The sequence below is a fragment of the Paenarthrobacter sp. NEAU-H11 genome, from assembly GCF_050573415.1.
Taxonomy (GTDB): domain Bacteria; phylum Actinomycetota; class Actinomycetes; order Actinomycetales; family Micrococcaceae; genus Arthrobacter.
Genome location: NZ_JBNZGA010000002.1, coordinates 375206 through 393253, shown reverse-complemented (window position 1 = coordinate 393253; position 18048 = coordinate 375206). Strand labels below are relative to the sequence as shown.

Below are 18048 nucleotides of genomic sequence, written 5' to 3'. Positions count from 1 at the left end.
GACTACGGCGTCAACTGATAGAGCGTTTCGGGTTTTGCCGCAGGAACTGAGCGAGCGTTGTGGCTAGAGCTGGAGGGTGGCCGGCCGCTCCAGTCCGTTGACCGCCGTCGAGGGCCAGCGGGGGTCGACGGTGAGGACCCGCAGGCCCGTTGCGGTGAGCTGGACCGTGTCCTCGATCTTGACGCCGGGCCCGGACGGGTTCCAGGTGAAGGCCTGGTCCAGGACCACTGTGTCCGTCGCGGCGGCCGTAACCCGGGGGTCACGGCCCGCGTAGCCGGCGGGACCGCCCTGGTGGTGCTGCTCCCATTGGTCCGCGCCGAAGCCGTGCCGGGCGTAGGAGGCCTGGATCTCGGTGAAGATCCGGTCCAGCCGTGCTCCGGGGACCATGGCGTCGAAGATGTCTGCTTCCACTGCGGCGATGCGTGCCTCGGCGTCGCGCTCTTCCGCCGTGCCGGCGTCGAACCTTACCCAGCGGGTGATGTTGGCAACCAGGCCGTCCCGACGGGCGCACACGACGGCCATCGCGCGGCGGCCCAGGGGCGAGTGCGTGGCCAGCGGGTGCCGGAACCCGCTGCGGCTGCTGCCGTTGCACAGCAGGACCAGGGGCTCCGCGCCGGCGGCGACAACCCGGCCGGCCAAGGCGGACACCAGCTCGAACTCCGTGGTCTCCGGCCGGGCCGTGGAGAGGACGTCCGTCATGATCACGGCAACCTCGGCGCTGAGCCGGGCATAGCGGGTGCTCTCGGCCGGGAGCAGCTGCTGGCGTGCGGCGCGCAGCTCCGACGCCACGTCGGCTTCGGCCAGCGGCGCTGTGCCACGCCCGGCTGTGCCGCCTTGGGCGGCAGTTCCACCCGGGCCAGTTCCAGCCGAGGCAGTACGTCCGACGGCGGCAGCGGCCTCGTGCAGGTTGCCGTACCAGGGCACGGAGTGCAGGGCGACGCCGGCCGGCAGCTCCTCGGCGGCGATCCGGCCGGCCTCATTGTTGAAGGTCACGAGGTGGTCGCCCTCGCGGTCCACGAGAAGGGCGGCGATCGGATCGCCGGCCAGGCTGATGTGCACCCGGCTGCCGTCCAGGTACCACGTCAGCGCGGTGTTGGTGGTCAGGAGCAGGGATTCGCGCCCTTTGGCGTCAAGGATGTCCAGCGCGCGCCGGCGTTTGATGGCGCGGTCCGCCGCGGAGGCCGGGGCCGTCCTGCCCGAATGCAGCGTTTTGTCGGCTGTGGTCTGGCTCATGAACGGTTCCCCTGCTGGTTGATGAGTGCTTCGATGTCGGTGGTGCCCAGGATCCCGTCGGCTACGAAAACGGTGATGCTGCGCTGGACCGGACGGCCCGGTTCGGCGATGACCGGGGTGTCCCAGGCGAGGGATTGGCCGACGCCCGGGTAGCCGTCCACGCGGACGAACCAGGGGTCGGTGGAGCCCTCAGCGGCGACGAAGACGAGCGTGGCGCTGCCGGCGGGTGCCCCGGCGCCTGATGCCCCGCCGACTGGCGCGCCGCCGTCGAACTTTGCAGCCCAGGCGAGCCAGGGCGTCACCGAACCGTGCACCCCGGACTCGCCGGAACCGGCGGACGTCCATACGGTGGCGGCCTCACACGCGGGCAGCCGCCAGAAGAACCCGCCGTAGCCGCCTTCAAGGCGGCCGTTGGAGCCGGGGCTCCCGAGGCTGACGGGCTGGCCGCCCGCGGGGGAGAGGGCGAAGTCCAGGGACATTCGCCAGATGGACGGGCTGACGCCGGCCCAGGTCCAGGTGCGCTCCTCGACGAGCACCGGCGCGCCGTCGGGACCGTTCCAGCCCAGGAGTTCCTGTAGCTTCCCGTCCCGTCCGCCCGTCCGGGCAGCTGTTTCTTCGACGAGGGTGTCCCGGACCGTGATGCTGCCGTGGTCCGGGCGCCAGACGTACTGGCCGGCTTCACGGGTATAGGTACGGCCGCCCCAGAAGTTGATGCCGTCCACGTCCTGCAGCGCCACTCCGACGCCGAGATGCCACACGTGGTCAAGCGGCTGGTGGTCCGTCACCACCGTGCCCGCCAGGGTCCGGACGGGATGCAGGTAGGGGCGGGGCGAGGACACTGCCCGGATCCGGCTGCCGTCCTGGTACCCGGCAACGGGCTTGCGGTCCACAGTGAGCGTGCGGGCCGGCGGCAGGTCCCGGGCCCAGCGAACACCCAGCTCGGCGAAGGTGGCCTGGGCCTTGAGGGCCCTTTCGATGACGGCTGCGACGCCGTGAACCACGGGGTGGGCGTCGTCGCCTTCGCCCTCCCAGGTGACATGTTCCGGCGGGATGGGCTGCGGCGCCGGGGCCGTCCGGATGGCTTCCAGCACTGTAGTGAAGGCGCCGGTGTCCGCCAGCGAACACAGCAGCGGCGTGCCCGTGGAGCGCGCGGCCAACAGGTTCTCCAGCAGGTCCGTACGGCCGAACGTCTCCCGGCGCTCGCCGTCCGCGGTGCTGAAGACCACCTGGTCCTCGGTGTAGAAGAAGGTGATTTCGCCCTGGGTGCCGTGCACCGTCACGGACGGGTTCTGCTGCTCCGGCGCGCACAGCGTCAGCCCGCAGGTGACGGTGGTTCCGCCGGCGGTGCGCACGCGGAGGACGGAGGTGTCGTCGCTCTCGGTATCGTGTGCCCGGTACAGGTCCGTCTCCACCGATTCCACGTCCGCCAGGGTGTGCGCCCCGGCCAGGTGGAGCGCCGTGGCCACGGCGTGGGCCAGGGCGTTGGTTGCCACCCCGTCCACCACGTCGGTGCCGTCCAGGTTGCGCTTTCCGGCCCAGCGGGAGCGCTTGAAGTACGCCTTGCTGCGCACCCATTCGCCCCTTGCGCTCACGCCGAGGATGTCACCGATGCCGCCTGATGCGACGTGCGCCCGGATGGCGGGAAGCGCGTGGGAGCCGAGGCTTTGGAAGCCCACCTGGACCAGGCGTCCCGCGGTTTCGGCTGCTGCCAGCACTTCCCGGAACTGGGCCAGCGAGGCCACCGGCGGCTTTTCCACATAGACGTCCGTGCCCGCTGACAGGGCTGCGAGGGCCAGGGGAGCATGGGTCTGGATGGGGGTGGCGAGAATGACGACGTCGACGCCGGGGTCTGCTGCCAGCAGCTGGGCCAGGTTGTCGAAGACAGCTACGGATTCCGCGAGCCGTCCGGGGGCCGGCGGGTTGGGGTCCGCGACGGCGACGAGTTCCACGGTGCCGGCCTGTTCGAGCCTGGCGAGGTTGGCGAGGTGTTGTTCGCCGAAGCCGTGGACGCCCACCAGGGCGATGCGCTGGACGCCCCCGGGGGCGGCACCTCCCGTGGCGTGGCGGCCGCGCTGCGCTGTGGCGGATTGATCAATCATGAGGTGGGTCCTTGGTAGCTGAAGGGAGGAAGGGTTTTGGGGTCTTTGGCGCCGAGCGAGGCGGACAGGAAATCGATCGCTTCCTGTTGCATGCCTGCGGTGAAGACGTGGCCGCCGGGCCAGAAGCTCCCGGTGTAGCTGTCGGGGCTGTGCAGGGACTCCAGTATGCGGTGGGCGCCGCGCATGCCGTCTTCAGGGAAGAGCTGGTCCGCCAGTGCGTACTGCACCAGCAGGCGGCGGGCCGCGGCCCGGGCGGAGAGTTCCGGCCAGTCACCCAGCTTCCACAGCCCCGGCGTCTGCAGCAGCCATGAATGGGCGTCGAGGTAGGCGGGCAGAAGCGACTGGAAGGTGGTCATCATGCACGTCACCACGTAGCTCTTGATGCGGGGGCTCAGCGCGGCGAGGGCCAGGGACCGGCCCCCGCCGCCGGAGAAGCCGATGCAGCCGAGCCTTTGCTGGTCCACGTCCGGCAGCGAGGCGAGGATCTCCAGGGCAGCGAGGTCGTCGTGGGCCACCATCCCGGCGAGGCTGGTGCCCAGCAGGCCGGCGGTCTTGGCCACGGTTTCCTCGTGGAATCCGGCTGCGGCGTTGTACACGTCGGCCTCGGAAGGTACGACGCCGTCCTGCCGCCACTGCGCCTGCCTCGCCTCCAGTGCGTCGGCCGTCCGCCAGGCCGGAACCGATAGGTCAAAACGGCGGCTGCCCCAGCCGAACGTGTCGTGGGCCAGGACGGCGGAACCGGCACGGGCCAGGTCCGTGGCCAGGGCGCGGCCGTCGTAATGGCCGGCCCGGGCGTTTTTCGCGGAGGGATGGGACTTGGGGAGTTCAACCAGCCGGTCCGCGCCGCCGAACTTGTTGCCGCCGTGGCAGTGCAGTGCCAGGATGCCGGGCAGCGGCCCGGAAGCGCCGGCCGGGCGGATCAGCCAGCCCGTACTCCGGGGACCGAAGCCCAACTGCCAGCTGAGCTGGGAGGTGGTGACGCCGTCGTACGTCTCCTCCCAGTGGACGGTCACGTCAGGAGACGGCAGCGCCCCGGGAACGCCGAGGGCGTCCGCAAGTTCCTGGGCTGCAATGGTGGCAGCCTGGTAGCGGGGGTGCTGCTGGACATAGGCGGGCCAGTCTTCGTAGCCGGCGATGGCGCTGGGCCTGACGCGCTGGCTGCTACCTGTCATTGGCTGACCTCCTGTTCGGATGTGGTTTTGATGGCGTGGATCAAACGGGGACCAACCGGGGGTCAGGCCGGCTTGGAGCTGGCTTCTTGAAGCCCCTTTCGCGCCGCCCTGCGGCGAGATCTTCCCGAACAGCACATCCGCGCCAAGACAGATTCCGTGAGACGAAACCGCACTGTTGCGTCCCCTGGGCCCTTCGATTCTATTCGTAGTGACAGACAACGCGGAAAGCGTTTTCTCAAAAACTAGCAAAGGGCTATACACGAGTCAAGAAACCGTTTACTTTGGTACGGAGCCGCTTTTTCAAACCCCCACCTCCCGGCGGCGCGGGGCCTCCCACTGCCAATAATTTGGCGGGGATGCCGCCCCGCAGCGGGAGCACACCTCCGCCCAGGGCGGAAACACCAACGTGGAGGCCACGATGACCAAAGGAGACCACATGGCCGCTAAGCACATACCGGAGGTATCGCGCCCGGCAGGAATGCCGGCAGCAGTGGTGCCATCAAGACGAATGGGGCGCGACCAGTGAGCGCCATCAGCGAACTCAGCTCCATTACCCGGCGAAAGGGCAAACTCACCGCCGCGGAAAAGAAGGCCAACGGCAGGGACAACAAGGCCGCCTATATCTTCCTGCTGCCATGGCTGGTGGGCCTGGTGGCGATCACCATCGGCCCCATGCTGATGTCCCTGTACCTGTCCTTCACCGACTACAACCTCCTCCAGCCTCCGGAATGGGTGGGCCTGGACAACTTCACCCGCATGCTCACGGACGCCCGGCTGCACAACTCGCTTGGCGTGACCTTCACGTACGTGTTCATCGGGGTCCCGCTCCAGCTTGCGGTGGCGCTGCTGATTGCCCTCGTCCTGGACAAAGGCCTGCGAGGCCTGCCGTTCTACCGCTCGGTGTTCTACCTGCCGTCCCTGCTGGGCGGCTCGGTTGCCGTCGCTATCCTCTGGAAGCAGATTTTCGGCACCACCGGCCTGGTGAACCAGGTCCTCGCCATGTTCGGCATCCAGGGGCCCGGCTGGATTTCTGACCCGAGCACGGCGCTGGGCTCGATTATCCTGCTGCACGTCTGGACCTTTGGCGCCCCCATGATCATCTTCCTGGCCGGCCTGCGCCAGATCCCGAACATGTACTACGAGGCAGCCAGGGTTGACGGTGCCACCACCCTCCAGCAGTTCTGGCGGATTACCCTCCCCATGCTGAGCCCGATCATCTTCTTCAACCTCGTGCTGCAGATCATCGGGTCCTTCCAGTCGTTCACCCAGGCGTTCATCGTCTCGGGCGGCAACGGCGGCCCTTCGGACTCCACGATGTTCTTCACCCTGTACCTCTACCAAAAGGGCTTCGGCCAGTTCGACATGGGCTACGCCTCCGCCATGGCGTGGATCCTGCTGGTGATCATCGGTGTGTTCACCGCCATCAACTTCATCGCTTCTAAGTATTGGGTTTTCTATGACGACTAAGCTGGAGACGCTGCCCGCCACGGACAAGAAGTCCGGAGGTGCCGGCAAGCCTACGAACCATCGCAAGCCCCGCGAGTCCCGCGGAACACTGGCCTTCAGCAAGGCCCAGCGCGGCAAGGCCCTGATGAAGCACGCCGTCCTGATCCTTGCCGGCGGGTTGATGATCTACCCCCTGCTGTGGATGGTGGTTTCATCACTTCGTCCCAACGAGCTGATCTTCCGCGAACCCGGACTCTGGCTCAACAGCCTGGAAATGAGCAACTACACCTCAGGCTGGTCGGCCCTGACGCATCCCTTCGGCCACTACATGATCAACTCCGCGATTGTGGTGATCGGCTCGATCCTTGGCAACCTGGTCTCCTGCTCCATGGCCGCGTACGCCTTCGCCCGTCTTCAGTTCACCGCGAAGAAGCTGCTGTTCGGCATCATGCTGCTGACCATCATGCTGCCGTTCCATGTGGTGATCGTTCCCCAGTACATCCTTTTCTCGCAGATTGGCTGGGTGAATACGTTCTGGCCGCTGATCGTGCCCAAGCTGCTGGCCACCGAAGCGTTCTTTGTCTTCCTTATGGTCCAGTTCATCCGCGGCATTCCCCGGGAGCTGGATGAGGCCGCAAGGATCGACGGCGCAGGCCACCCCCGCATCTTCCTGCGGGTCATCCTGCCGCTGATGGTCCCGGCCCTGGCCACCACCACAATCTTCACGTTCATCTGGACGTGGAACGACTTTTTCGGCGCCCTGATCTACCTGACGGACCCCGACATGTTCACGGTTCCTGTCGCACTGCGCGCCTTCGTGGATTCGCAGTCGGCTACGAGCTGGGGATCGCTGTTCGCGATGTCCATCGTGTCGCTCCTGCCGGTCTTCCTCGTGTTCCTCTTCGGCCAGCGGTTCCTCATCAAGGGCATTGCCACCACAGGCATCAAATAGCAGTCCCGGCTTTTACACGCCTCCCTCGCCGGCCGCGGTACTAACTGCGCTGCAGGAAGCGGCCCGTCCGCCGACGGGCCGCTTCCGAGGTCCATAACATTCTGAAACATCTTGTAATACAAGTTTGCTACTTGTATTCTTAGACTAAGAAAACGGTTTCCCGTTTCGGTGCCACCTCGTTTGAGATTCATCCCCGAACTCCAGCCCCAGCACCAAGATCAAAGAAGATCGGAGCACCAATGCCGCTTTTTTCCCGCTCTGCCCCTGCTGCAGCCAAGCAGCCGGCAGCAACATCCTCCACGGGCGGACGACGCCGCCGACGTAAGACTGGTGTTGCAGCAGCTGCTGCCGCCGTCGTCATGGCTCTGAGCCTCAGTGCCTGTGGCGGGGGATCCGGTCAACAAAACGCTGACGGCCCCGTCGAACTCCGTTTCTCCTGGTGGGGCGGCGACAAGCGGGCCCAGCTGACCCAGGAAGCCATCAAAAAGTTTGAGGCCGAAAACCCCAACATCAAGATCAAGCCGGAATTCGGTGACTGGAGCGGTTATTGGGACAAGCTTGCCACCCAGGTGGCGGCGAACGATGCCCCGGACATTATCCAGATGGACGAAAAGTACATCACCGAGTACTCCAGCCGCGGAGCCCTTCTTGACCTGTCCAAGTACGACATCGACACCTCCAAGCTCGACGAAGCGGCACTGAACGCGGGCAAGGGCGAAGACGGCCTGACTGGCATAGCGGCCGGCATCAACGCCGCCACCATCCTGGCGAACCCGAAGGTTTTTGAGGCTGCCGGTGTTCCGCTGCCTGACGACTCCAAGTGGACCTGGGAGGACTTTGGGCGGATCGCCTCCGAGGTCACTGCCAAGTCCCCGAAGGGCACCTACGGCGCTGCCGCCTACGGGACCGACGAGGCGTCACTCGGAGTCTGGCTACGCCAGAACGGCAAGTCCCTCTACACCTCCGATGGCAAGCTGGGCTTCGAGCCGGGCGACATCGCCGAATGGTGGGCCTTCCTGAAGCAGCTCAGCGAGAACAAGGCCGTTCCGACGGCATCCGAGGTTGTGGAAGCTGAGGCCGCCCCGCTTGACCAGTCCGGACTCGCCACCGGAAAGAACGGCCTCGCATTCTGGTGGTCCAACCAGGCTCCTGCCTTGGAGAAGGCATCCGGCAGCGACTTGAAGATCCTGCGGTTCCCCAGCAAGACCGGGTCATCCGCCGATGCGAAGCTTTGGTACAAGGCTTCCCAGTTCTGGTCCGCGTCCTCACGCACCAAGCACCCTGAGGAGACCGCCAAGTTCATCAACTTCCTGGCCAACGACGTCAAGGCCGGCGAGACCCTGCTGGCTGACCGCGGCGTCTACCCGAACTCCGAGGTCCGTGCGGCCATCGAGTCCAAGCTGACCCCGGCGGACGTGAAGGTGGTCAAGTTCATCGACCAGATCAAGGACGAACTGGGCGAAGCCCCCGCGCCGCCGCCGAAGGGAGCCGGGGCCATCCAGGAAATCATCAAGCGCTACACTTCCGAGGTTCTCTTTGAGAGGCTGTCCACGGAGGAAGCCGGCAAGAAGGCCCACGCCGAAATGAAATCCGCAATCAGCAGCTAGTCTTCACGCCGCCAACACGGCTTGGGACAACGTGGGTGGACGCCTCCTCCGCCCACCACGTCCGACGGCGGGCGGCAGCTTCGCCCCGGCTGGAACCATCAGGTTCCAGCCGGGGCGGAGCTGTCTAATCTTGTGGAGGCCAGGGAAGGGCGCTTTCCCTGGACCGTGGCCGTCCGACACCTGCTCCTTGCGCATGGACGCGTTCTCCCCGCCTATAGACGCGCGGCGGCATCACCCTTCCCGGGAGTTGGACGGCATCGTGGGGTGGCGACTGTGCGACTGCCGGGGCCCGGGCGGGGCGGGCCGGATGTGCACGACCGGGTGGCTCCGCTCCCGGGTCCACCTGGTGTGGCCCCCTACCGTCTTCCTGAGGTACCGGGAATGTTCCGGGGAGGGGTGGTGCGGTGGAATAGTAGGTGTGGCCGGTTGGGGTGGTGGTTGCCACTGTATGCCGCGGGCCGGGCACGCGTTCTGCCGCCCAGCCGCCGGTTTCCTTGGTGTGGTTACAGGCTTCGCAGAGGCCTTGGCCGTTGCCGGCGCTGGTGGCTCCGCCGCTATGCCAGGAAGCGATGTGATCGTGATGCCTGATGGGGGCGTCGCAGTACGGGGTGCGGCAGGTTTCGTCCCGGACTTGAAGGAAGCGCTTCAGCCCCGCCGGGAAAAGCCGGGCTTTGGCATCCATGGCCAGCAGGTCCCCGCTGCCGGGGGCGGTGTAAAGCCGCCGGACCCACACATCAAGCTCGCGGCGAACAGCAGCGGCGTGATCGCCCGCTGCGCCCTCGCCTCCGGCACCGTCGCCGGCGGTGCCGTCAGCGGCAGGAGAACTAGCGCTGCCGGTGCTTGGGTCTGTGGCCGGCATTCCCGCGGCCGATGTACTGGCAAGGGCGATGGTTCTGGCCGAGTCTGCGGGAATGGTGCCGTACCCGGGAAGCCGGGCGGTCTCTGAATCGGCCTGGAGCAGGGCGCGGTCGGTCATAACGAGCTGAATCTCCACCCCGCTGATGCCGGCCGGGGTGCCGGTAACCCTGTCGACGAGGGTGTCGGCCATAACTTGCCCCCGGGACCGTTCGTCTCCTGCAGAGCGGGCGGCATCGGCGTCCCTGGCCAGGGCGGCGTAGGCGGCGACGCCTTGGGCAACGGGGAGCAGCGCGGTCAGGTAGGTCATAGTGTCAGGGGCCGGGCGAAGGCTCACGGTCCGTTCGGTAACCGCTCGTGCGGCCCGCTTTGCGATGGAGCGGGGGTCCCGGCGGTACGCCGCGGCGCGGACTGCGGCGACGATGGCGCGGTCGCCGGCGCCGTCGAGCGTGCCGGTGTCGGCAGCGAGTTCCTCATCCACGCCGGCACGGTCCTCCACCGTGAGACAGATGGTTTCCTTCACGATCAGGGTGGCGCGCCACTCGTTCAGCTGGCCGCTCCGAAAGGCGGCGAAGGTGCGGGGCATGCCCGTAAGGGCTTTGGCCAGGCCCAGCAACCGGGACCCCCTGGCCGGGGATTCCCGCCGTGCCAGTGCGATCTGCGCCGCGACACCGGCGCCCTGCTCATCCACGGGCACGCCGGCGTCAGCCTGCTCCTGCCGCTGCAATAGATCGAAGGCCACAGCAAGCCGGGCCTGCTGCGCGCCGGCCAGGCATTTCAGGTCCTCCCACTGCCGCATCTGCTCAACCATCCCCGCACTATCGCGGGCCACAGGAATACCAGCCAGAACGGCCAATGCATCAGCGAGGGTCGGCGCGGCAGGCAGGGACGCAGGCGCGCCTCCGGAAGCCGGAACAACAGGCGTTGGGTGGGGTGTATCGGCAGCGGTGGGAATGGCACGCGATGCGTGGGGTTTATCGGCAAAGGTCGGAATGGCAGGGGAGGAGTCCGGCTTATCCCCTTCGATAACCACAGGCGAGGGCTGCGGCACGCTGGCAGCAAGGGGCACCCGAGGCTCCGCCCCCAGCACTGCAACCGTCCCCAATACCGCTTCCATAGCCAAAGTCTTCCACCAGGGTGTGACAACGACAGCCACCCAAAAGCCCTATGTGGAAAACGGGAAAAGCCGCTCCGCCCTGTGCCGCTCCGCCCCAAGCGGCCCCGCCTCCAGGCCGCCCTGTGCGAAGCGGAACGGCGACGCCAAAGGAGGCGCCGCCGTCGCACGTTCTTAGCGCGGGTGCCTAGCCCTCCGCAACTACCGCCACGCCGCCCGCCGGGACCAGCCCCGGAAACGGTTCGCCGGTCAGCAAATCCTGGCCGGATGCCTCCACGGCGGCATCCGAACGCGTGTGGTTGATCGCGAAAAGGAAGCCCTGCCCGTCGGCAGAGCGCCGCCGCACCAGTTCCACACCAGGGTCGGCCGCAGCAGCGGGGGCCACACAGGACTCTTCCAACAGCCGGTCCACCACGGAATCAATGCCGTCGGGATCGGGGAACGTGGCCAGGTACCAGGCCGCTCCCGAACCCACGGCCCGTCGCGTGAGGGACGGTACGCCTTCCAGCGGATACTCGGTAAACGCCTGCATGGCTTCCCCGCCGGCCAGGTGGACGTGCTCGCTCCAGATGGAAGAAACGGTCCCGTCGCTCAGCTTCAGCTGCGACCCGGCCAGCAATGGATGGAACTCCTCAACCCGAACGCCCAGCAGCTCCCGGAAGGCCCCGGGATAGCCGCCCAGCCGGACGTGGTCCTTCCCGTCCGCGATCCCGCTGAAGTAGCTCACCAGCACAGTGGCGCCGGCGGAGGCTGCGGCGGAAATGTTGGCCGCGGCCTCGTCAGTGACGGTGTACAGGGTGCACACCAGCACGAGGTCGTATCCATCAAGGGAAGCGGAAGGGTGCACGAAATCCACGGACACGCCCCGAAGGAACAGCGAGCGGTGGAACGCCCGCTGCAGGTCCAGGTACCGCACGTCAATGCTCGGCTTGGAGTCGATCTCACTGGCCCACCAGGCCTCGTAGTCGAACACGATGGCAACCCGCGATTCCACGCGGGAACCGCGCACCGGAGCCAACCGCGTCAGGTCCGCCCCCAGTTCCACCACCTCGCGCCACACCCGTGTGTCCCGGCCGCCGTGCGGCACCATGGCCGAGTGGAACTTCTCCGAGCCGGCGAAGCTCTGCCGCCACTGGAAAAACATCACGGCGTCGGCACCGCGGGACACGTGCGCCAGCGAGTTGCGCAGCATTTCCCCGGGCATCTTGGGCCGGTTTCGCGGCTGCCAGTTGACGGCCGACGTCGAATGTTCCATCAGGATCCACGGGTCCCCTTCCGCGATGCCGCGGGTGAGGTCCGCGCTGAACGCGAGTTCGATGTGCCGCTCCGGATCGGCGGCCACGAGGTAGTGGTCGTTGGCGATGACGTCCAGGTCCTTGGCCCAGTCAAAGTAGTCCATGGACTTGGTGGCGCTGGAAGCCATGAGGTTGGTGGTGCACGGCACGCCCGGTGTGACTTCCCGCAGGACCGCCACGAGTTCGCGGTAGTAGTCCATGAGTACCCAGGAGCTGAAGCGCTGGAAGTCCAGCTGCTGCCCCGGATTCAGCGTGGAAGGCGCGGCTGCGGGCGGCAGGATCTCCTCGAATGAGCCGTAGTTCTGGGACCAGAACGCTGTGCCCCAGGCTGCATTCAAGGCCGCGATGCTGCCGTACCGCCGCTCGAGCCACAGGCGGAACGCGGCGGCGTCTTCCTCGCCGTAGAACTCCGAAACGTGGCAGCCCAGTTCGTTGTCCACGTGCCACAGCGCCAGGGCGGGGTGGTCCTTGTAGCGCTCAGCGAGCATCCGGGTGATGCCGCTGGCGTAGCGGCGGTAAACGGCCGACGACGGCGTGTAGTGCCGCCGTGACCCCGGGCCCAGCACGGTTCCGTCAGCCGTGACCGGGAGGATTTCCGGATGCTTCCGTACCAGCCATGCCGGGGGAGCTGCGGTGGCGGTGGCCAGGGCGACCTTGACGCCGATGCCGTGGAGGTTGTCCAGCACCTCATCGAGCCAGCCGAAGTCGTACTTCCCTTCGGCGGGTTCCAGCAGTGCCCAGGAGAAAATTCCCACGCTCAGGAAGTTCACGCCCGCTTCCCTCATCAGCTCCAGGTCCTCCATACGGACGCTGACGGGCCACTGCTCAGGGTTGTAGTCCCCGCCGTAGGCGATGCCTCCGATGTTGTTCCAGACGCTGGCCGGCTGAGGGATATCCTGCGAATCCATGGGACTCCTTTATCTAATGGGAGGGCTGTGGCACTGGGAGAAAACGTGTTCTTGGAAAACGCTTGCCCATATTCATGGAAAACGCTTGCCCGCAGCCGGGAATGCCGATATTGTATCGATTCAGAAGCCGTGTAAGCCAGCTCACTACTCCCGTTGCAGGTGGGCGACAGCATTGCACAGATCGAGCAAGGAGGCTCCCATGATCAACAGAAGGCATTTCCTCACCACCGTGGCCGTCGGCACCGCATCTGCTGCGGCCCTCGCGGCGTGCGGAACGGGCTCCAGCTCTTCCGGAGGGACCGGCACCGCCGAGAAGCCCGTCACCATCAATTACACCTGGTGGGGCAACGATGACCGTGCGGAGCGCACCCGCAAGGCCATTGCCCTGTTCGAGTCGAAGAACCCGGATATCAAGGTCAACGGCAACTTCACCGACTTCGCCGGGTACTGGCAGAAGCGTGCCACCGAAGCTGCCGGCGGCGGCCTGCCCGACGTTATGCAGTGGGACCTCTCCTACTTGCGGGATTACGGCCAGCGCAACCAGCTCCTGGACCTGGGTACCGTCAAGATCAACACGGATGCCTTTGACAAGTCCCTCCTGCCGTCCGGCCAGATCCGGGGCAAGACCTACGGCATCCCCACCAGCACCAACGCCTTCGCCGTCTACTACGATCCCGCCAAGCTGGCCTCCCTGGGCATTGCCGAGCCGGACGGCACGTGGACCTACAAGGAGTACAACGCCTTCCTCGCCGAAGTAGGCACCAAGGGCAACGGCGCGCTTTTCGGCTCCACCGACTACACCGGCGTCTGGTGGATGTTCAACATCTGGCTGCGCCAGAACAACATCCAAGCGTTCACTGAGGACGGCAAGCTCGGCTTCACCAAGGATGACCTGAAGAAGTGGTGGAACCAGACCGCCGCCCTTCGCGGCACCCCTGCCCTCGTCTCCGAAGAGCGCGTCACCCAGCTCGCCCCCAAGTCCCCCTTTGGCTCGAATGTCACCGCCAGCGAAGTCACCTGGGACAACTTCATGGCTGCCTACCTCGGGGACAGCGGTGCCAAGGAGCTCAAGCTTGTGCCGGTGCCCTCGGATGACCCGGACAACCTGGGCCTGTTCCTCAAGCCGTCCATGCTGATGGTGGCCAGCGCCAAGACCAAGTACAAGGATGCTGCTGCCCGCTTCATCGACTTCATGGTCAACGACCCCGAGGTGAGCAACATCTTCAAGACCTCCCGCGGCGTTCCGGCGTCGAAGACCCAGCGGGACGGCACCACCTTCGAAGGTACTGACAAGCTCGTCGTCGACTACGAAAAGTCGATCGAGCAGTACCTCAAGGACGCTCCCGAGCCGCCCATCGTCGGTTTCGGCACCCTCGAGACATCCTTCAAGCGGGTCAGCTCGGACCTGAACTACGGCAAGCTGACCATCGACGGTGCAGCCGATTCCTGGTTCAAGGAAGCCGAAGACCTCATCAAGCAGAACGCCTGACCAGGCAGACTGACTGACCAAGACGTCCACAACTGACGGAATGAACCCGTGACCCAAAGCCCAACCCTGAGCAGGCGTTCGACGTCGTCCGCCTCCCCGCTGCCGCGCAAGTCGCGGCAGCGGGGGGTGGACGCCCGCGCCGGCTATACCTTCCTGCTGCCCTGGCTGCTGGGATTCATCGCCCTCACCATCGGGCCGATGATTTCCTCGCTGTATCTGTCCTTCACCAACTACAACCTGTTTGATCCGCCCAAATGGATCGGTTTCGACAACTACACCACCCTCTTCCAGGACGAGCGGTTCCTGCAGTCGGTGGGCGTGACCGTCAGCTACGTTGTGTTCGGTACCCCGCTCAAGCTCGCCGCCGCACTGGCAGTGGCGATGCTCCTGAACAGCAAGCGCCGCGGCCAGGGGTTCTACCGGTCCGCGTTCTATGCCCCGTCCCTGATCGGCGCCTCGGTGTCCATCGCGATTGTCTGGAAGGCCATGTTCGGCGATTCCGGCCCGGTGGACCAGGGCCTGTCCCTCTTCGGGATCAACCTGGGCGGGTGGGTGGGCAACCCGGCCATGACCATGCCGATGTTCATCCTGCTGACCGTGTGGCAGTTCGGCGCCCCGATGGTGATCTTCCTGGCCGGCCTGAAGCAGATCCCCAACGACCTTTACGAGGCCGCGTCCATGGATGGGGCCGGGCCGGTGCGGAAGTTCCTCAACATCACCTGGCCCATGCTCTCGCCGGTGATCTTCTTCAACCTGCTGATGGAAACCATCCACGCGTTCCAGATCTTCAACTCGGCCTACATCATCTCCAACGGTGAAGGCGGCCCGGCCGGCTCCACCCTCTTCTACACCCTCTACCTCTACCTGCGGGGCTTCAGCGATTTCCGGATGGGCTACGCCTCGGCCATGGCCTGGCTGCTCCTGATCGTGGTGGGCATCCTGACCCTGATCATCTTCCGCACGTCCAAGTCCTGGGTCCATTACAGCGGTGATGCAAAATGACAACCATGGCAACCCCCACCCAGTCCGCCCGCGACGCACAGGTGCCGCACTACAACCCGAAATCCGAATCAGCAGGTGCCAAGCGCGCCAAGAGCACCATTTTCCACGTCGTGGCGCTGGCACTCACGGCCGTGGTCCTGTACCCGGGCCTGTGGATGATCGCCTCCTCGTTCAAGCCCAATGCCGAGATCGGCGGCGCGAACACGTCGCTGTGGTCCAACAACTTCAGCTTCGACAACTTCGTCACAGCCATGGACGGGATCGGCGGGGTCTCCACCCTGCAGTTCTTCACCAACTCCCTGATCCTGGCCGTCGGCGCCGTGGCGGGAACCGTCCTCTCCGCGTCGGTCTCCGCCTACGCGTTCGCCCGGATCAAATTTCCCGGCCGCAGCGTGTTCTTCGGCATGATGATCGCCACCCTGCTCCTGCCGTTCCACGTGGTGATCATCCCGCAGTACATCGTGTTCCAGCAGCTGGGCCTGGTGGACACGTACGTGCCGCTGCTGATCGGCAAGTTCCTCGCCGCCGACGCGTTCTTCGTGTTCCTCATGGTCCAGTTCATGCGCAACCTCCCCGGTGAGCTGGACGAGGCGGCAAGGATCGACGGCGCCGGGCACGTCCGGATCTTCACCTCCATCATGCTCCCGCTGATGAAGCCGGCCCTGATCTCCACCTCGATCTTCTCCTTCATCTGGAGCTGGAACGACTTCCTGGGCCCGCTGCTCTACCTGAACACCCCGGACAAGTACCCGCTGCCCCTGGCGCTGCGCCTCTTCGTGGACCAGACCCAGTCCTCGGACTACGGCGCCATGATCGCCATGTCCGTCCTGGCCCTCCTGCCCGTGCTGATCTTCTTCCTGGTGTTCCAGCGCTACATCGTCGAAGGCGTCTCCACCCAGGGCCTCAAAGGCTAGTGCCGGGAACCCGAGACAGAAAATGAGCGCCATGGACAGCACCACACCCGCCCCCAACCACCACGAACCCGTCCCGGTGAACCGCTTCGCATTGTTCTCCGAGACCCTCCTGGCCGGGGTGCTGGTCCTGGTGCTCTCCGTCCCGCTGGTGACGATTCCCGCCGCGTACGCGGCGGGAATCGCCCACCTGGAACGGCACCTCTCCGGCCGCGACGATTCCGTCCGCGGCCTCTGGGGCACGTTCAAAGCTGCCCTGCCCGGCAGCTGGAAGCTGGGAATCACGACGGCGGCAGCCGCCGTCGTGATTGTCCTCAACCTGCTGCTCGCATGGGTGGGGCAGCTGCCCGGCCGCGAAGTGGTCCTGCCGGCCACCCTCATCCTTGCCGCCGGGGCGGCCATCCTGCTGCTGCGCACCGCCGCCGGGTGGCCTGACGCCGCAGTCTCTTCAAAGGATGGCAAGAGTGCCTGGCGCTTGGCGCTCGAAAATGCCCAATCGCTGTCCGTCAGGGACTGGACCGGATCGCTCCTGCTGGCTGCCGCACTCTTCGGGGCAGTGGTTTTCGTCTGGATGCTCGCAGCACTCTTCGTGGTGGTTCCCGGCACCCTCATCCTCGCCGCCGCGGCGGTCAAACTGCGTTCCGCCCGCTGAACATTTTTCCTGGTCCTGCCCGCCACTATTGAGTTGAGTCCGACGTGCCTTCCGACCGCCAGCGTTCCGAACAGTCCGTCCATTCCCCGCAGGACCAGCCCCGGTGGTACCAGCCGCTGACGCAGCGGAACTACCGGCTCTTCCTGGCCCTGGTGTTTGCAGGGAGCGTGGGTGTGTGGATGCAGCGGCTCGCCCAGGACTGGCTGGTGCTGCAGCTGACCGGCAGTCCCGCCGCCGTCGGCGTGGCCGTTGCCCTCCAGTTCCTTCCCATGCTGGTGGTGGGGCCCCTGAGCGGCCTGCTGGTGGACATGTTTTCCAAGCGGCGCATCATGCTGGCCTGCCAGGCCGTCGTTGCCGTCCTGGCCCTGGGCCTGGCGGCCTGGGCGGCGACCGGCACCATCACCGTCTGGGCTGTCTACGCCAGTTGCGCTGCGCTCGGCGTGACGTCGGCCATCAACCAGCCTGCCATCCAGGTGTTCGTTAACGAAGTGGTAGGCGACGCCGCCCTCCGGCCCGCTATCGGCCTCAACAATGCAACCGGCCAGCTGGGCGCCATGGCGGGGCCGGCCCTGGCAGGAGTTGTCATTGCGCAGGCAGGAACGGCCGCGGCGTTCGCGGCGAACTCGCTGCTGTGCCTGCTGGTCCTCGGCCTGATCGCGGCCATCCGTCCTGCCGAGCTGCACACAAGCGTTCCGGTGGTTCGCGGGCAGGGCCAGCTCCTGGCCGGGTTCCGCTACGTCCGGGAACGGCCTCCGTTGCTGCTGGTCATTGCCCTGGCCGGGCTGTTGGGTGTGTTCGGCATGAACGGACCGGTGGTCTTGGCGGCGTTCGCCGAGCGGGTGTGGCACAACGGCGTTGAAGGGTTCGGCCTCTTCAATACCGTCAGCGCCCTCGGTGCCCTGGCCGGAGCGCTCCTGGCAGCCCGGCTGAGAAGCCTGGGCCGGAAGGGGATCGTGGCCGCCGCCGGCCTGTTCGGGCTCTCCCAGCTGGTGGCTGCCCTGATGCCCAACCTCGTCCTCTTCACTGCGATGCTTGCGGTGGTGGGCCTCATGACCCTCCTGTTCCTGACCAGCGCCGCCACCGCGGTCCAGCTTGAAGCCGGGCCGGAAATCCGTGGCCGCGTGATGGCCCTCTACCTTCCGCTCCTGCTCGGCGGCCATGCCCTGGGCGGTCTCCTGGCCGGCTGGTTGACTGAGCAGTTCGGCGTGCGGCCCGGCTTGGTGGCCACCGGCGCCGGAGGCATGCTGTCAGCCGCCGTCATCGGATTCCTGCTCTGGCTGAACTCCCGGAAAACCTAAGCCCGCGTACGGCGC

The 18048-nt window shown here is 66.2% G+C and carries 13 protein-coding genes; 8 read left to right on the top strand and 5 right to left on the bottom strand.

From position 1 onward, the window contains the following. Positions 1–63: 63 nt before the first annotated feature. The 3 genes from ACQ3DC_RS04385 to ACQ3DC_RS04375 are packed head-to-tail and all read right to left on the bottom strand — an operon-like array spanning position 64 to position 4504. Positions 64–1233 (bottom strand): M24 family metallopeptidase, encoded by a 1170-nt coding sequence (locus ACQ3DC_RS04385; protein WP_430751643.1) that lies wholly within the window; start codon positions 1231–1233, stop codon positions 64–66. Continuing rightward, positions 1230–3332: a DUF6807 family protein gene (locus ACQ3DC_RS04380; RefSeq protein WP_430751642.1), complete on the bottom strand. Its 2103-nt coding sequence runs from the start codon at positions 3330–3332 to the stop codon at positions 1230–1232. The genes ACQ3DC_RS04385 and ACQ3DC_RS04380 overlap by 4 nt, the downstream gene beginning before the upstream one ends. Next, complete coding sequence (locus ACQ3DC_RS04375; protein WP_430751641.1) at positions 3329–4504, bottom strand: acetylxylan esterase; 1176 nt, start codon at positions 4502–4504, stop codon at positions 3329–3331. The genes ACQ3DC_RS04380 and ACQ3DC_RS04375 overlap by 4 nt, the downstream gene beginning before the upstream one ends. A 522-nt stretch (positions 4505–5026) precedes the next feature. Between ACQ3DC_RS04375 and ACQ3DC_RS04370 the strand changes: the two genes are divergently transcribed. The 3 genes from ACQ3DC_RS04370 (at position 5027) to ACQ3DC_RS04360 (ending at position 8509) form a co-directional block, all read left to right on the top strand. Beyond that, positions 5027–5971 carry a carbohydrate ABC transporter permease gene (locus ACQ3DC_RS04370; protein WP_321214363.1) on the top strand — a complete coding sequence of 315 codons (945 nt, stop codon included), beginning with the start codon at positions 5027–5029 and terminating at the stop codon, positions 5969–5971. Next, positions 5961–6902, top strand: a complete 942-nt coding sequence (locus ACQ3DC_RS04365; protein ID WP_421092491.1) for a carbohydrate ABC transporter permease — start codon at positions 5961–5963, stop codon at positions 6900–6902. The genes ACQ3DC_RS04370 and ACQ3DC_RS04365 overlap by 11 nt, the downstream gene beginning before the upstream one ends. A gap of 239 nt (positions 6903–7141) precedes the next feature. Beyond that, positions 7142–8509: an ABC transporter substrate-binding protein gene (locus ACQ3DC_RS04360; protein ID WP_421092492.1), complete on the top strand. Its 1368-nt coding sequence runs from the start codon at positions 7142–7144 to the stop codon at positions 8507–8509. Between the two features lie 124 nt (positions 8510–8633). On the opposite strand, the gene ACQ3DC_RS04355 is transcribed toward ACQ3DC_RS04360, so the two are convergent. Both ACQ3DC_RS04355 and ACQ3DC_RS04350 read right to left on the bottom strand, forming a co-directional pair. After that, the gene (locus tag ACQ3DC_RS04355) at positions 8634–10175 is read right to left on the bottom strand and encodes an HNH endonuclease (protein ID WP_430751640.1); all 1542 of its coding nucleotides are present in this window, start codon (positions 10173–10175) and stop codon (positions 8634–8636) included. A gap of 490 nt (positions 10176–10665) precedes the next feature. Beyond that, a complete protein-coding gene (locus tag ACQ3DC_RS04350) occupies positions 10666–12681 on the bottom strand; it encodes a beta-galactosidase (RefSeq protein WP_430751639.1) in 2016 nt (671 codons plus the stop codon). A gap of 199 nt (positions 12682–12880) precedes the next feature. On the opposite strand from ACQ3DC_RS04350, the gene ACQ3DC_RS04345 reads away from it, so the two are divergent. From ACQ3DC_RS04345 to ACQ3DC_RS04325, 5 genes are read left to right on the top strand one after another with little or no spacing between them, the layout of a single operon-like run. After that, on the top strand, positions 12881–14170 hold the full coding sequence (locus tag ACQ3DC_RS04345; protein WP_430751638.1) for an ABC transporter substrate-binding protein: 1290 nt from the start codon (positions 12881–12883) through the stop codon (positions 14168–14170). A gap of 48 nt (positions 14171–14218) precedes the next feature. Then, the gene (locus ACQ3DC_RS04340) at positions 14219–15172 is read left to right on the top strand and encodes a carbohydrate ABC transporter permease (RefSeq protein WP_321214359.1); all 954 of its coding nucleotides are present in this window, start codon (positions 14219–14221) and stop codon (positions 15170–15172) included. Then, positions 15169–16086 carry a carbohydrate ABC transporter permease gene (locus ACQ3DC_RS04335; protein WP_321214358.1) on the top strand — a complete coding sequence of 306 codons (918 nt, stop codon included), beginning with the start codon at positions 15169–15171 and terminating at the stop codon, positions 16084–16086. The genes ACQ3DC_RS04340 and ACQ3DC_RS04335 overlap by 4 nt, the downstream gene beginning before the upstream one ends. 22 nt (positions 16087–16108) lie before the next feature. After that, on the top strand, positions 16109–16735 hold the full coding sequence (locus ACQ3DC_RS04330; RefSeq protein WP_430751637.1) for a Poxvirus protein I5: 627 nt from the start codon (positions 16109–16111) through the stop codon (positions 16733–16735). A gap of 44 nt (positions 16736–16779) precedes the next feature. After that, a complete protein-coding gene (locus ACQ3DC_RS04325) occupies positions 16780–18033 on the top strand; it encodes an MFS transporter (protein ID WP_430751636.1) in 1254 nt (417 codons plus the stop codon). Positions 18034–18048 lie beyond the last annotated feature (15 nt).

What these genes read in the sequence shown, in the direction of transcription:
- ACQ3DC_RS04385 (WP_430751643.1), bottom strand. Translation starts at nt 1,233, where the DNA reads ATGAGCCAGACCACAGCCGACAAAACGCTGCATTCGGGCAGGACGGCC.
- ACQ3DC_RS04380 (WP_430751642.1), bottom strand. Translation starts at nt 3,332, where the DNA reads ATGATTGATCAATCCGCCACAGCGCAGCGCGGCCGCCACGCCACGGGA.
- ACQ3DC_RS04375 (WP_430751641.1), bottom strand. Translation starts at nt 4,504, where the DNA reads ATGACAGGTAGCAGCCAGCGCGTCAGGCCCAGCGCCATCGCCGGCTAC.
- ACQ3DC_RS04365 (WP_421092491.1), top strand. Translation starts at nt 5,961, where the DNA reads ATGACGACTAAGCTGGAGACGCTGCCCGCCACGGACAAGAAGTCCGGA.
- ACQ3DC_RS04360 (WP_421092492.1), top strand. Translation starts at nt 7,142, where the DNA reads ATGCCGCTTTTTTCCCGCTCTGCCCCTGCTGCAGCCAAGCAGCCGGCA.
- ACQ3DC_RS04355 (WP_430751640.1), bottom strand. Translation starts at nt 10,175, where the DNA reads ATGGTTGAGCAGATGCGGCAGTGGGAGGACCTGAAATGCCTGGCCGGC.
- ACQ3DC_RS04350 (WP_430751639.1), bottom strand. Translation starts at nt 12,681, where the DNA reads ATGGATTCGCAGGATATCCCTCAGCCGGCCAGCGTCTGGAACAACATC.
- ACQ3DC_RS04345 (WP_430751638.1), top strand. Translation starts at nt 12,881, where the DNA reads ATGATCAACAGAAGGCATTTCCTCACCACCGTGGCCGTCGGCACCGCA.
- ACQ3DC_RS04335 (WP_321214358.1), top strand. Translation starts at nt 15,169, where the DNA reads ATGACAACCATGGCAACCCCCACCCAGTCCGCCCGCGACGCACAGGTG.
- ACQ3DC_RS04330 (WP_430751637.1), top strand. Translation starts at nt 16,109, where the DNA reads ATGAGCGCCATGGACAGCACCACACCCGCCCCCAACCACCACGAACCC.